This is a genomic window from Pseudolabrys sp. Root1462, from assembly GCF_001426945.1.
Taxonomy (GTDB): domain Bacteria; phylum Pseudomonadota; class Alphaproteobacteria; order Rhizobiales; family Xanthobacteraceae; genus Pseudolabrys.
Genome location: NZ_LMFS01000001.1, coordinates 1,066,670 through 1,080,241, shown reverse-complemented (window position 1 = coordinate 1,080,241; position 13,572 = coordinate 1,066,670). Strand labels below are relative to the sequence as shown.

Genomic DNA, 13,572 nt, shown 5'->3' with positions numbered 1-13,572 from the left:
CTCAGGCGGCGACCGCCTCGTCCTCGTCCGCCCAGCCGGTAGCGTCCTGAGAGGTCTGATCGAGCTGCGTCAGCGTGCGGTTGATCTGCTCGAGGCCGGCCGCCTGTTCGTTATTGGCGACCGCGATGCCGGAGACGATGCCGGCCACCTTGCGGATCTGATCGACGATTTCGGCGAGCGAGGAACCGGCGCTGTTGACCAGGTCGACACCCTCCTTCACGCGCTCGGACGACGAGCCGATCAGTTGCTTGATGTCCTTGGCCGCCTGCGAGGAGCGTTGCGCCAGGCTGCGCACTTCGGTCGCCACCACGGCGAAGCCACGCCCGGCGTCGCCGGCGCGTGCCGCTTCCACCGCGGCATTGAGCGCCAAAAGGTTGGTCTGCCGCGCGATCTCATCGATCACCGAGATGATGTCGGAGATCTTGTGCGAAGACTGTTCGATGCGCGACATCGCCTCGATCGCCTTCGACACGATCTTGCCGCTGCGGTCGGCGACGTCGCTGGTTTGCGTCGCCACACGGTCGGCTTCGGCCGCCTCTCCGGCGTTCTTCTTCACCGTCGCCGAGATTTCGTCCATGGCATGGGCGCGCTCGGCAACGGCGCGGCTGCGCTCGTCGGCGGCGCGGGCGGCCTGATCGGCACGGTGCCGACGTTGCGCCTCGACGCGCTCGCGCAGCGCCGCTGCTTCGGCCTCGGCCTGCTCCTTGGCGCGCGTTGCTTCGTCGAGCGCCGTCACGGCGGCCCGCATTTCCTCGATCTGGCTCATATGCGCGGTGTCGAGCACCTCGCCCGAGGCGCGGCTGGCCATGGCGACAAGGTCGCTGCACATCGAGCCGACCGGCGCAAAGATCCGGCGCACCAGGAAGAACATCGCGGCCCCGGCGATCAGGATGACAACGAGACCGCCGATCAGGCTCATCGTCATCAGGCTCTGCAGAACGGCAAAGAACTCGGCCTTCTTGACGCCGACATAGGCGATGCCGAGCACATCATTGCCGCCCATGATCGGCTCGTACACCGTCAGATATTCGGTGCCGAGAATGTTAGCCTCGCCGCGATAGGTCTGCTTCTTCGTGAACACGGTGTCGTAGGCCGGACCGGGCGCCAGTTTGGTGCCGACCGCGCGCGAACCATCGGGCTTCGCCACGTTGGTCGCGACGCGCTGATCGCCCATAAACACCGTCGCGGTGCCGCCGGCGATCGCCTTGACGCGATCGACAGCCTCGAAGTTATTGTTGATCAACGTATTGCCGAAATAGAACTTGTCGCCGTCGCGGCGCGGCGCGCCATAGGCGGTGAGCGCGCTGTCGAGCAGCTTGATGTTGATGTCGAGCGCCTCCTGGGCGCGGCGATACATCTCGCCCTTGGTGATGGAGATCGACGTCCAGATCGAAACACCGACCGCGAGCGCCATGGTGACGATCGCCAGCAGCGTCAGGCGCGAGGTCAGACTGAAACGGTTGGTCCACCGGGCGAGGCTGCGCGGCGGCGAGATCGATAATGTCATGGCTGAATTCCGGACCGTGGGTGAACGTTACGGAAGGGCCAAATAGGGCCCGGCAAACGGTCAGCGCCTCGGCACGCCAAATAGGGCGGCATGGCACAACCACCGGTAGGGTAATTGGGCAGGCTAAAGAAAACCTTGCGGCCGGTCTTAATTTACATTGCGAAAAACGGCATCGGGGCCCTGAGGGGCCGCCGATAATGGCACCCTATCAACAGGCCGGGCCTAGTCCCGGCCGGCCATGTAGGTGGGGAGCCAGCGTTCGCTACGCTCGTTGAGATCGGAAACGGCGAGCGCACGCTGATCCTTGATGGCGAGCTTGTCGCCGCCGGTCGTGCCGATGCGTGACACCAGCACGCTGGCCTTGCGCGCCCGCGCCATGACGAGATCGACCGCCTGCACCGGCACCGTCACGATGTAGCGCGCCTGATCCTCGCCGAACCAGTAAGCGTGCGCCGGCACGTCGTCGGGTGCGGCATCGAGGCTGGCGCCGATGCCGGAGGCCATCGCCATCTCGGCCAGCGCCACCAGCAATCCGCCATCGGACAGATCGTGAGCGGCGGTGGCCGCGCCGTCGACAATGAGCGAGCGCACGAACTCGCCGTTCTCGCGTTCCTCGATCAGATCGACCGGAGGCGGCGCGCCCTCTTCGCGCGCGCAAATCTCGCGCAAGTAGATCGACTGGCCGAGCCAGCCGGTGGTTTCGCCGATGACGAGGATCGCCTCGCCTTCTTTCTTGAACGCCAGCGTCGCGCTCTTCTTGAAGTCGGCGATGACACCGACACCGCCGATCGACGGCGTCGGCAAGATCGCCTTGCCGTTGGTCTCGTTGTAGAGCGACACGTTGCCGGACACGACCGGAAAGTCGAGCGCCTTGCAGGCTTCGGCAATGCCGCGCACGCAGCCAACGAACTGGCCCATGATCTCGGGCCGCTCGGGATTGCCGAAATTGAGATTGTCGGTGATGGCGAGCGGCGTCGCGCCGACCGCGGTGAGGTTGCGCCAGCATTCGGCGACCGCCTGCTTGCCGCCTTCGAACGGGTTGGCTTCGCAATAGCGCGGCGTCACGTCCGTGGTCAGCGCCAAAGCCTTCGGCCCGTCGAGGACGCGCACCACGGCGGCATCGCCGCCCGGCCGCTGCACCGTATTGCCGCCGATGATGTGATCGTACTGCTCCCACACCCAGCGCTTTGAGCACAGGTCGGGCGTTGCGACGAGGCGCTCGAGCGCGTCGGCGATGGTGCCGGGCGGCTCGATGGCGCCGGCGTCAATCGCCGCCGGCTTTTCCAGGCTGACGAAAGGCCGCTTGTACTCCGGCGCGCTGTCGCCCAGCTCCTTGATCGGCAGATCAGCCATCACCTCGCCGTGGTGCTTGACGATGAAGCGCATCGACGGCGTCGTCTCGCCGACCACCGCGAAGTCGAGTCCCCATTTGCGGAAGATGGCCTCCGCTTCCTTTTCCTTCTCGGGCTTGAGCACCATGAGCATGCGCTCCTGGCTCTCCGACAGCATCATCTCATAGGCCGTCATGCCCTCTTCGCGGCACGGCACCTTGTCAAGATCGAGCGTGACGCCGAGATTACCCTTGGCGCCCATTTCGGTCGCCGACGAGGTCAGACCCGCCGCGCCCATGTCCTGGATGGCGATGACGCAATCCTTGGCCATGATCTCGAGACAGGCCTCGAGCAGCAGCTTTTCCGAGAACGGATCGCCGACCTGCACGGTCGGACGCTTCTCGTCCGACTTGTCGTCGAATTCGGCCGACGCCATCGACGCGCCGTGAATGCCGTCGCGGCCGGTCTTGGAGCCGAGATAAACGATCGGCATGCCGACGCCCGACGCCGCGGCGTAGAAGATCTTGTCTTTCTCGGCGAGGCCGACCGCCATGGCGTTGACGAGGATGTTGCCGTCATAGCGCCGGTGGAAACGCACCGAGCCGGCGACCGTCGGCACGCCGAACGAATTGCCGTAGCCGCCGATGCCGGCGACGACGCCGGACACGAGGTGCCGCGTCTTGGGATGTTCCGGCGCGCCGAAGCTCAAGGCGTTGAGGCAGGCGATCGGCCGCGCGCCCATCGTGAACACGTCGCGCAGAATGCCGCCGACGCCGGTGGCCGCGCCCTGATAGGGCTCGATGTAGCTCGGGTGGTTGTGGCTCTCCATCTTGAAGACGCAGGCCAGTCCGTCGCCGATGTCGATGACGCCGGCGTTCTCGCCCGGCCCCTGGATGACCCACGGCGCCTTGGTCGGCAGGCCGCGCAGATGCACCTTGGAGGACTTGTACGAGCAGTGCTCGTTCCACATGGCCGAGAAGATGCCGAGTTCGGTGAGCGTCGGCTCGCGGCCGATCAGATCCAGAATGCGCTGATATTCGTCCGGCTTGAGGCCGTGCTCAGCGACGAGTTCGGGGGTGATTTTGACGTTGTTCGCGAGCATGGAAATCCTGGATCAGCGGCCAGGTTCTGCCTAGCACGGACCTCCCCCACTTAGACGCCCTGATGCAAGGCTTCCAGAGGAAATTCAGGGCTTTTTAGGCGGCGGCGCCGAGTTGCTTGGCCAGGCCGGCAAACAGGCCGCGGCCGTCGGTCGAGCCGATATCGGCTTCGACGTGATTTTCCGGATGCGGCATCATGCCGAGCACGTTGCCGCGGTCGTTGGCGATACCGGCGATGGCGTTGATGGCGCCGTTGTGATTCCAGTCCGGGTCGATCATGCCGTCCGGCGACGAGTAGCGGAATATCACCCGGCCCTCGCCTTCCAGCCGCGCGATGGTCTCGCCGTCGGCGATGTAGTTGCCTTCGCCATGGGCGACCGGCACGCGGATCACCTGCCCGGCATTGTAGCCGCGCGTGAACGGCGTATCCGAGCGCTCGACCTTGAGGAACACGTCGCGGCAGATGAACCGCAGGTTCTCGTTGCGCATCAGCACGCCCGGCAGCAGCCCCGATTCGCACAGGATCTGGAAGCCGTTGCAGACGCCCAGCACCAGCCCGCCCTTGGCGGCAAAGGCGCGCACCGCATCCATGATCGGCGAGCGCGCGGCGATGGCGCCGCAGCGCAGGTAGTCGCCATAGGAGAAACCGCCCGGCACCACGACGAGATCCGTGCCCGCCGGCAGCTTGCGCTCGGCGTGCCAGACCATGCTGGGCGCCTGCCCCGAAACAAGCCGGAGCGTGCGCGCCATATCGCGCTCGCGATTGATACCCGGGAAGACGAGGACGGCGGCTTTCATGGCAGTGCCTCGATCCTAACCAATGACCTCGACACGGTAATTTTCGATCACGGTATTCGCCAGCAGCTTGTCGGCGGCCTGGTTGAGCAGCGCCTCGGCCTTTTTCGGGTCGCCGCCCTCGAGTTCGATATCGAACACCTTGCCCTGACGCACCGAGGCGACGCCGTCGACACCGAGCGAACGCAGGGCACCCTCGATCGCCTTGCCTTGCGGATCGAGAACGCCGGATTTCAGGGTAACGGTGACGCGCGCTTTCATGATTCGCCTATTTGCATCTCGTCACGGCCGGGCATAGCCCGTCGCAGACGGGCGTAAACGCCCTTATGTCCCGGCCATCCACAACTTCCGGCACGACCTACCTAAAAGACGTGGATGCCCGGCACAAGGCCGGGCATGACGCAAACCACAACGACCAGCGAATAGCGGCCGTCCTCAGCCTTTCACGAGCACCGGTCCGGTGCCCTGCGGCCGCTCGCCCTCGGCAACGATGCCCAGGCGCTTGGCGACTTCGGTGTAGGCCTCGACCAGCCCGCCCATGTCACGGCGGAAACGGTCCTTGTCCATCTTGTCGTTGGTCTTGATGTCCCACAACCGGCAGGAATCCGGCGAAATCTCGTCGGCCACGACGATGCGCATCACGTCGTTCTCCCAGAGCCGGCCGGTTTCCATCTTGAAGTCGACGAGACGGATGCCGACGCCGAGGAACAGGCCCGACAGGAAGTCGTTGACGCGAATGGCGAGCGCCATGATGTCGTCGATCTCCTGGGGCGAGGCCCAGCCGAACGCGGTGATGTGCTCTTCCGACACCATCGGGTCGTTGAGCTTGTCGTTCTTGTAATAGAACTCGATGATCGAGCGTGGCAGCTGCGTGCCTTCCTCGATGCCGAGGCGGGTCGCCAGCGAACCGGCGGCGACGTTGCGCACCACCACTTCGAGCGGAATGATTTCCACCTCGCGGATCAACTGCTCGCGCATGTTGAGCCTGCGGATGAAATGCGTGGGTACGCCGATATCGTTCAAGTGCTGGAAAACGTATTCCGAGATACGGTTGTTCAGCACGCCCTTGCCTTCGATCACTTCGTGCTTTTTGGCGTTGAAGGCGGTGGCGTCGTCCTTGAAATGCTGAATCAGCGTCCCTGGCTCCGGGCCCTCATAGAGGACCTTCGCCTTGCCTTCGTAAATGCGGCGGCGTCGGCTCATCGGGATGTACCGTGGTTGGTGAATGTCCATGGGTGCCGTGGTTCCCTTTTAAATCAAAAGCGTCAAGATCCGCGGCTGTGATCCGGGCTAATCGATCTAACGCAAACGAATGTCGTTCTGCGCTAAAACGGCTGGGCCACGAGGTCAACCTAGCCCAATGGTTCGGGCAGCACAATCGACGGGGTGCGACGTTTTCCACTTCGCAATTTTGCCGCAATAGCCGCCTCGCAGGTTGCCTTGACCCCAATCGGGCGATATGCAAGCGCATTATAATCCTGTCAATCGTGAGGGCGGCATGACGACTTTCGACAAGCGCGAAGAAGGCTTCGAAAAGAAGTTCGCGCATGACGAGGAATTGCAGTTCAAGGCGATGGCTCGCCGCAACAAGCTTCTCGGCCTCTGGGCCGCGGGGCTGCTCGGCAAGTCCGGGCCGGATGCCGAGGCTTATGCCAAGGAGGTCGTGCTGTCCGACTTCGAGGAAGCCGGCGATCACGACGTCTTCAAGAAGGTCGCCAAGGATCTCGAGGGCAAGGGCGTGACCGAGCAGCAGATCCGCGCCCAGATGAACGAGCTTCTGGCGCAGGCGATCGCGCAGATCCAGAAGAGCTGAAGCAGGCGGACGCGCCGATGGCTGCCTTCTCGCTCGCCCGCCGACTCCGCGCGGGTGAGACCGTGTTCTCAGGCTGGTGCATGATGGGCGCGCCCATCGTGGCCGAAACCATTGCCCGAGAAGGCTTCCCGGCGGTCGTGCTCGATGCCCAACACGGGCTCTGGGACATCACCTCGCTGATCGCCGGTATCGGCGGCGTCCATCACGCAGGCTCCGCGCCCTTTGTCCGCGTCCCGCTCGCCGATTTCGCGCTGGTCAGCCGGGCGCTCGATTTCGGCGCCGAGGGCATCATCGCACCGATGATCAACAACGCCGACGACGCCCGGCAATTTGCTGCAGCCGCCAAGTACCTTCCGCTCGGCGAGCGTTCCTTCGGACCGCCGCGTGCGACCATGCTGCAAGGCCAGATGCCGGCGACCGATTACCTGTCGGCGGCCAATGACGGCACCCTCACCTTTGCCATGATCGAGACGCCGGAGGCGCTTAAGAACGTCGAGGTCATCGCGGCGACGCCCGGCATCGATGCGCTGTTCATTGGCCCCTACGACCTCTCCACCGCGTTGTCGGGCGGCAAGGCCCAGGATATCGAGGCGCCGGCGGTCAACGCCGCGATCGACAAGATCTGCGCCGCCGCCATCAAGGCCGGCAAGATTCCCGGCATCTACTGCCGCGACGCGCAGCGCGCGCTCGATATGGCCAAGCGCGGCTTCCGCTTCATGACCGTCGGCAGCGATTTCAGCCTGGTGCGCGAGGGCTCGGCCGCGGCGTTGAAGAAGCTGCCGGTGAAGGCCAGCGGCGCGAAAGACGCGTTCTAAGCGTACACTCCGCTCGCCCCCGCGAAAGCGGGGGCCCAGTACTTACTTTGCCGATCGGGATAAAAGGCTCTGGATCCCCGCGTTCGCGGGGATGACCGGAGAAATTGTCGCGCTCTATGCCTGGTCCGCGGCGCTGACGCGCGGCGCCAGATCATCCAGCACCGCCTTCACGTCCTTCTCGACGTCCGCCGCCGCGATGGTGATGACGCGGTAATTGCGGGCCGCGAGCCACTCGTGGCGGACCGGCCGCATGTCCCGCGCGGTGTCGGTTTCCGTCGCCGGCACGATTTCGACCACGCAGCGCAGCGGGATCGACACCAGGTCCGCCATATGCGGGCCGAGTGGCACCTGTCGCTTGAAGCCGAGCCCGGCGAAACGCCTGTCGTTGGTCAGCGCGGTCCAGAACGTGCGTTCGGCCTCGGTCGGATTGCGCCGGAGCAGCCGGGCGAGGCCCTTCACCGGGGCACGCTCCTGCAGCACGGTGCCGGCGCCGTGGTCGGCGATGATGCCGCGCAACTCCTCGGCCGCCTGCGGATCGAGCGTACCGCCCCGCGCCGGCCCCTTGCGGCCATGAGCGATCGCCATGATCACGCCGTGCAGCGTGCGGACATCCTGCTGCGTCAATTCCATCCGCGTGAAGATGTTGTGCAGGTTGATCGTCATGGTCTCGCGCTTCTCGGCGGGCCGGAAGAACTCGACCTTGTCCAGTTCGCTTTCGAGATCGCGGAAGAAGGCGCCAAGCTGCTGCTTGCCGACCGGCGGCGAGCGCCGCGGCTCGTCCTCGCGCACGGCGTCGCGGCCCGCGAGCTTGAACCACTCATAGGCGACGACGATTACCGCCTGCGCCAGGTTGAGCGAGGCGAAGGCCGGATTGACCGGCAGCGTCAGGATGCGGTCGGCAAGCCCCACCTCGTGGTTTTCCAGGCCATTGCGTTCGCGGCCGAACACCAGCGCCACGGTATCGCCGGCCGAAACGCGCGGCGCCATCTCGCGCGCCGCCTCGACCGCATCGATGATGGGCTTGTGCTGGTCATGGTGACGTGCGGTCGTGGCGATGACGAAGGAGCAATCCGCCACCGCCTCCGCCAGCGTCTCATAAAGCAGTGCGCCGTCGAGGATGCGATCCGCCCCGGCGGCCATCGTCACGGCTTTCTCGTTCGGCCAGCCCTGACGCGGCTTGACCAGACGCAGGCGGCCGAGACCGAAATTGGCCATGGCCCGCGCCGCGGCGCCAATGTTCTCGCCCATTTGCGGCTCGACCAGCACCACGACGGGTCCCGGCTGCTCGATCCAGCGTTTGGTCTTGTCGGTCCCGGCTCCGGGCATGGCAGAAAGCTCCGTTCCCGCGCTCTATAACCTCCTACCAGACCATGCGAAAGCGCGGCTTCCGCCCCCCAAAACGGGATGCTATAGGGCCGCAACCAGCACCGCGACCTAGCGTTCAACTTGGGGTTCAAAGCATGTCAGATCTCGAAATCATGTGGACAAAAGTCGATGAAGCCCCGGCGCTCGCGACCTATTCCCTGCTGCCGATCGTCAAGGCTTTCGTCGGCGCGGCCGGGGTCAAGGTCACCCTCAAGGACATTTCGCTGGCCGGCCGCATCCTCGCCAACTTCCCCGAGAAGCTGAAACCCGAGCAGAAGATCAACGACCAACTCGCCGAGCTCGGCAAGCTGGCGATGAAGCCGGAAGCCAACATCATCAAGCTGCCCAATATTTCCGCCTCGATCCCGCAACTCAAAGCCGCGATCAAGGAGCTTCAGAGCAAGGGTTACGACGTCCCCAATTATCCCGACAGCGACGCGACGCCGGCCGACAAGGAAATCGGCGCCCGCTACGGCAAGGTGCTGGGCAGCGCGGTCAATCCGGTGCTGCGCGAGGGCAACTCGGACCGCCGCGCCGCCGGCGCCGTCAAGGCCTATGCGCGCAGCCATCCGCACAAGATGGGCGCCTGGAGCAAGGAATCGAAAACCCGCGTGATGCATATGACGGGCGGCGATTTCTATGGTTCGGAAGTCGCGACCACCGTTGCGGCGGCGACCAACGCCAAGATCGAATTTGTCGGCAAGGACGGCGCGGTGACCGTACTGAAGGCGAAGACGCCGCTTCAGGCCGGCGAAGTCATCGATTGCTCGGTGATGAACGTGAAGGCGCTCGACGCCTTCTACGCCGATGCGATCGAGGCGGCGAAGAAGGACGGCATCCTGTTCTCGCTGCACGTTAAGACCACGATGATGAAGATCTCCGATCCCATCCTGTTCGGACACTGCATTTCGGTGTTCTTCGCCGACGTCTTCAAGAAGCATGGCGCCACCCTGACCAAGCTCGGCGTCAATCCCGACACCGGCGTCGGCGAGATGATGGCCAAGATTGAAACCCTGCCCGAGGCCGAGAAGGCCGCGATCAAGGCGGACATCCAGGCCGAATACGCCAAGCGGCCCAGCCTCGCGATGGTCAACTCCGACAAGGGCATCACCAATCTGCACGTGCCTTCCGACGTCATCATCGATGCGTCGATGCCGGCGATGATCCGCGAGTCGGGCAAGATGTGGGGCCCCGACGGCAAGTTGCACGACTGCATCGCCGCGATCCCCGACCGCTGCTACTCGACGCTGTTCCAGGCCGTCATCGACGACTGCAAGGCCAACGGCGCGTTCGATCCGAAGACGATGGGCTCGGTCCCGAACGTCGGCTTGATGGCGCAGGCGGCCGAGGAATACGGCTCGCACGACAAGACCTTCCGCATCCCCGCCGACGGCACGGTCAACGTGGTCGCCGAGGACGGCAAAGTCCTGATGACCCAGAAGGTCGAGACCGGCGACATCTTCCGCATGTGCCAGGTCAAGGACGCGCCGATCCAGGATTGGGTCAAGCTGGCGGTGCGTCGCGCGCGCCTGACCAACACCCCGGCGGTGTTCTGGCTCGATGCCAAACGCGCGCACGACGCGCAGCTTATCGCCAAGGTCGAGAAATACCTCAAGAACGAGGACACCAGGGGGCTCGACATCCGCATCCTGCCGCCGGTCGAAGCGACGAAGTTCTCGCTGGAGCGTATCCGCAAGGGCCAGGACACGATCTCGGTGACCGGCAACGTGCTGCGCGACTATCTCACCGACCTGTTCCCGATCATGGAGCTCGGCACCTCGGCGAAGATGCTGTCGATCGTTCCGCTGCTGCAGGGCGGCGGGCTGTTCGAGACGGGCGCCGGCGGCTCGGCGCCGAAGCACGTCGAGCAGTTCAAGGGCGAAGGTTATCTGCGCTGGGATTCGCTGGGCGAGTTCCTGGCGCTGGGCGCCTCGCTCGAACACCTCGCGCAGGTCAGCGGCAACGAGGACGTGAAGGTCCTGGCCGAAACGCTCGACGAGGCGAACGCCGAGATCCTTGAGCACAACCGCTCGCCGGCGCGCAAAGTGGGCGAATTGGACAACCGCGGCAGCCATTTCTACCTGGCGCTCTACTGGGCGAAGGCGCTGGCCCGGCGCGACAACAGCTCCGGCCTCGCGGCGCGCTTCAAGCCGCTGGCGGAAACGCTGGCGGCCAACGAGGCCAAGATCGACGCCGAACTGATCGCCGCGCAGGGCAAGCCGGTCGATACCGGCGGCTACTACCTGCCGGACACCGATAAGACCTCGGCGGCAATGCGGCCGAGCAAGACGCTGAACGACGCGCTCGGCACGCTCTAGGCGGCCGCGATACGGGACAACGTCAACCCGCCCGATGGCAGCATCGGGCGGGTTGTTGCTTTTGGCGGCGACGGCGCGCTGGCGCATGCGACTTAAGTCAATGAACCACCGCGGCTTTCACGTCACAAAAGTCGATGTTATAGAGCCGGCGCGGCCGCGATGCCGATGCCGGCTCTCAACAGGTGGTTCCGAAAAATGGCGAAGATCAAGGTGAAGAACCCCGTCGTCGAAATGGACGGCGACGAGATGACCCGCATCATCTGGCAACTCATCAAGGACAAGCTGATCCATCCCTACCTGGATGTTGACCTGCTCTATTACGACCTCTCGGTCGAGAACCGCGACGCGACCGGCGACCAGATCACCATCGACGCCGCCAACAAGACCAAGGAAGTCGGCGTCGCCGTCAAGTGCGCCACCATCACGCCGGACGAAGGCCGCGTGAAGGAGTTCAATCTCAAGGAAATGTGGAAGAGCCCGAACGGCACCATCCGCAACATCCTCGGCGGCACCATCTTCCGCGAACCGATCATCTGCAAGAACGTGCCGCGCCTGGTGCCGGGCTGGACCCAGCCGATCATCATCGGCCGCCACGCCTATGGCGACCAGTACCGCGCCACCGACTTCAAATTCCCCGGCAAGGGCACGCTGACGCTCAAATTTGTCGGCGACGACGGCAAGGTGATCGAGAAGGAAGTGTTCAAGGCGCCCGGCTCCGGCGTCACCATGGCGATGTACAATCTCGACGAGTCGATCATCGATTTCGCCCGCGCTTCGATGAACTACGCGCTGAACCGCAGCTATCCGCTTTACCTGTCGACCAAGAATACCATCCTGAAGCAGTATGACGGCCGCTTCATGGAGCTGTTCCAGCAGGTGTTCGACGCCGAGTTCAAGGACAAGTTCGAAGCCAAGAAACTGACCTACCAGCACCGCCTGATCGACGACATGGTCGCCTCGTCGTTGAAGTGGTCGGGCGGCTATGTCTGGGCCTGCAAGAACTACGACGGCGACGTGCAGTCCGACACCGTGGCGCAGGGCTTCGGCTCGCTCGGCCTGATGACCTCGGTGCTGATGACGCCGGACGGCAAGGTGGTGGAAGCGGAAGCCGCGCATGGCACGGTGACGCGCCACTATCGCCAGCACCAGCAGGGCCAGGAGACCTCGACCAATTCGATCGCCTCGATCTTCGCCTGGACCCGCGGCCTCGCCCATCGCGCCAAGCTCGACGGCAACGACGCGCTGATGAATTTTTCGCTGACGCTGGAGAAGGTCTGCATCGACACCGTGCAGTCGGGATTCATGACCAAGGACCTCGCCCTTCTCGTCGGCCCCGACCAGCGCTGGCTGTCGACCACCGGCTTCCTCGACAAGATCGACGAGAATTTGAAAGCGGCGATGGCGGCCTGAGCGCCCGCCGGCCTGAATGCGTAACGGCGCGGCACATCGCCGCGCCGCTTTGTTGGGTACGATGCGCCGTCATTCCGCCGCAGGCATCATCCAGGGAGAGAGCCCGAACAAGGGCGAGCGATGATGCGAGTTTTCCGCTGGGCGGCTCTGGTGGCTCTGCTGTTCGCCGCCTTCTGCTTCTTGAAGAATACCAACATGCTGGCGAAGCCGTCGGGCGAACGGCCGACCCTGCTCGCCCATCGCGGCCTGGCGCAGACCTATCACCGCGAGGGGCTGACCAACACGACCTGCACTGCGGCACGCATCGATCCGCCCGAGCATCGCTATCTCGAAAACACCATTGCCTCGATGCAGGCCGCCTTCGCCGACGGCGCCGATATCGTCGAATTCGACGTGCAGCCGACGACCGACGGCGGCTTCGCCATCTTCCACGACTGGACGCTCGACTGCCGCACCGAAGGCCACGGCGTAACGCGTGAGCACAGCCTCGCCGAGCTCAAGAAACTCGATATCGGCTACGGCTATACGGCCGACGGCGGCAAGACCTTCCCCTTCCGCGGCACGGGCGTCGGCCTGATGCCGTCGCTCGATGAGGTCCTCGCCACGTTTCCCGAGCAGCGCTTCCTCATCAACATCAAGAGCAACGACCCCAGCGAAGGCGAGCGGCTGGCGGCGCGGCTTGCCGCGCTCATGCCCGAGGCGCGCGACCGGCTGATGGTCTACGGCGGCGACAAACCGATCCAGTCATTCCACGACAAGCTGCCGGACGTCGCGGTGATGTCGATACGCTCCCTCAAGTCCTGTGCGCTGCGCTATCTGCTGTTCGGCTGGTCGGGCTTCGTGCCCAAGGAGTGCCGCAACTCGCTGATCATCCTGCCGTCGAACGTCGCGCCCTTCGCCTGGGGCTGGCCGGACAAGTTCGTGCGCCGCATGAAGCATGTCGGGTCGATCGTGCTCGTCGCCGGCCCGTATGACGGCACCGATGGAGCCAGCGGCATCGATAACGAGACGCAGTTCAGGTCGCTTCCGGCCGGCTATGACGGCGGCATCTGGACCAACCGCATCGACCGCATCGCGCCGCTCGCCCGCCGCTGATTCCGCCGGCGTGCCCTCGGGCG

General features: G+C 64.6%; 11 protein-coding genes. 5 read left to right on the top strand and 6 right to left on the bottom strand.

Annotated features, from left to right (window positions below):
• Position 1 precedes the first annotated feature (1 nt).
• The 5 genes from ASD45_RS05115 to purC all read right to left on the bottom strand — a co-directional run bounded on the left by ASD45_RS05115 (position 2) and on the right by purC (position 5,966).
• Positions 2-1,507, bottom strand: coding sequence for a methyl-accepting chemotaxis protein (locus ASD45_RS05115; RefSeq protein ID WP_056910507.1), 1,506 nt, complete (start codon positions 1,505-1,507; stop codon positions 2-4).
• 222 nt (positions 1,508-1,729) lie between these two features.
• Positions 1,730-3,940, bottom strand: a complete 2,211-nt coding sequence (gene purL / locus ASD45_RS05110) for a phosphoribosylformylglycinamidine synthase subunit PurL (RefSeq protein ID WP_056910506.1) — start codon at positions 3,938-3,940, stop codon at positions 1,730-1,732.
• A gap of 94 nt (positions 3,941-4,034) precedes the next feature.
• Positions 4,035-4,736, bottom strand: coding sequence for a phosphoribosylformylglycinamidine synthase subunit PurQ (gene purQ / locus ASD45_RS05105; RefSeq protein WP_056910505.1), 702 nt, complete (start codon positions 4,734-4,736; stop codon positions 4,035-4,037).
• A gap of 15 nt (positions 4,737-4,751) precedes the next feature.
• Positions 4,752-4,994, bottom strand: a complete 243-nt coding sequence (purS, locus tag ASD45_RS05100; RefSeq protein WP_056910504.1) for a phosphoribosylformylglycinamidine synthase subunit PurS — start codon at positions 4,992-4,994, stop codon at positions 4,752-4,754.
• A 174-nt stretch (positions 4,995-5,168) separates the two neighbouring features.
• A complete protein-coding gene (gene purC / locus ASD45_RS05095) occupies positions 5,169-5,966 on the bottom strand; it encodes a phosphoribosylaminoimidazolesuccinocarboxamide synthase (RefSeq protein ID WP_056910503.1) in 798 nt (265 codons plus the stop codon).
• Positions 5,967-6,231: 265 nt separating this feature from the next.
• On the opposite strand from purC, the gene ASD45_RS05090 reads away from it, so the two are divergent.
• Together ASD45_RS05090 and ASD45_RS05085 are read left to right on the top strand one after the other, a co-directional pair.
• A complete protein-coding gene (locus ASD45_RS05090; RefSeq protein ID WP_056912592.1) occupies positions 6,232-6,546 on the top strand; it encodes a DUF1476 domain-containing protein in 315 nt (104 codons plus the stop codon).
• A gap of 17 nt (positions 6,547-6,563) precedes the next feature.
• Positions 6,564-7,361: an aldolase/citrate lyase family protein gene (locus tag ASD45_RS05085; protein ID WP_056910502.1), complete on the top strand. Its 798-nt coding sequence runs from the start codon at positions 6,564-6,566 to the stop codon at positions 7,359-7,361.
• Positions 7,362-7,475: 114 nt separating this feature from the next.
• Here the strand turns inward: ASD45_RS05085 and ASD45_RS05080 are convergent, their stop codons facing one another.
• Positions 7,476-8,687: a TrmJ/YjtD family RNA methyltransferase gene (locus ASD45_RS05080; RefSeq protein ID WP_056910501.1), complete on the bottom strand. Its 1,212-nt coding sequence runs from the start codon at positions 8,685-8,687 to the stop codon at positions 7,476-7,478.
• A gap of 134 nt (positions 8,688-8,821) precedes the next feature.
• On the opposite strand from ASD45_RS05080, the gene ASD45_RS05075 reads away from it, so the two are divergent.
• The 3 genes from ASD45_RS05075 (at position 8,822) to ASD45_RS05065 (ending at position 13,549) form a co-directional block, all read left to right on the top strand.
• On the top strand, positions 8,822-11,044 hold the full coding sequence (locus ASD45_RS05075) for an NADP-dependent isocitrate dehydrogenase (RefSeq protein ID WP_056910500.1): 2,223 nt from the start codon (positions 8,822-8,824) through the stop codon (positions 11,042-11,044).
• 195 nt (positions 11,045-11,239) lie between these two features.
• On the top strand, positions 11,240-12,454 hold the full coding sequence (locus ASD45_RS05070) for an NADP-dependent isocitrate dehydrogenase (protein ID WP_056910499.1): 1,215 nt from the start codon (positions 11,240-11,242) through the stop codon (positions 12,452-12,454).
• A 120-nt stretch (positions 12,455-12,574) separates the two neighbouring features.
• A complete protein-coding gene (locus ASD45_RS05065; RefSeq protein ID WP_056910498.1) occupies positions 12,575-13,549 on the top strand; it encodes a glycerophosphodiester phosphodiesterase family protein in 975 nt (324 codons plus the stop codon).
• The last annotated feature ends 23 nt before the right edge of the window (positions 13,550-13,572 follow it).

Excerpts from the sequence above, each read along its gene's own strand:
- ASD45_RS05085 (WP_056910502.1), top strand. The coding sequence starts at position 6,564 with ATGGCTGCCTTCTCGCTCGCCCGCCGACTCCGCGCGGGTGAGACCGTG.
- purC (WP_056910503.1), bottom strand. The coding sequence starts at position 5,966 with ATGGACATTCACCAACCACGGTACATCCCGATGAGCCGACGCCGCCGC.
- ASD45_RS05090 (WP_056912592.1), top strand. The coding sequence starts at position 6,232 with ATGACGACTTTCGACAAGCGCGAAGAAGGCTTCGAAAAGAAGTTCGCG.
- purQ (WP_056910505.1), bottom strand. The coding sequence starts at position 4,736 with ATGAAAGCCGCCGTCCTCGTCTTCCCGGGTATCAATCGCGAGCGCGAT.
- ASD45_RS05070 (WP_056910499.1), top strand. The coding sequence starts at position 11,240 with ATGGCGAAGATCAAGGTGAAGAACCCCGTCGTCGAAATGGACGGCGAC.
- ASD45_RS05065 (WP_056910498.1), top strand. The coding sequence starts at position 12,575 with ATGATGCGAGTTTTCCGCTGGGCGGCTCTGGTGGCTCTGCTGTTCGCC.
- purL (WP_056910506.1), bottom strand. The coding sequence starts at position 3,940 with ATGCTCGCGAACAACGTCAAAATCACCCCCGAACTCGTCGCTGAGCAC.
- ASD45_RS05115 (WP_056910507.1), bottom strand. The coding sequence starts at position 1,507 with ATGACATTATCGATCTCGCCGCCGCGCAGCCTCGCCCGGTGGACCAAC.
- ASD45_RS05075 (WP_056910500.1), top strand. The coding sequence starts at position 8,822 with ATGTCAGATCTCGAAATCATGTGGACAAAAGTCGATGAAGCCCCGGCG.
- ASD45_RS05080 (WP_056910501.1), bottom strand. The coding sequence starts at position 8,687 with ATGCCCGGAGCCGGGACCGACAAGACCAAACGCTGGATCGAGCAGCCG.
- purS (WP_056910504.1), bottom strand. The coding sequence starts at position 4,994 with ATGAAAGCGCGCGTCACCGTTACCCTGAAATCCGGCGTTCTCGATCCG.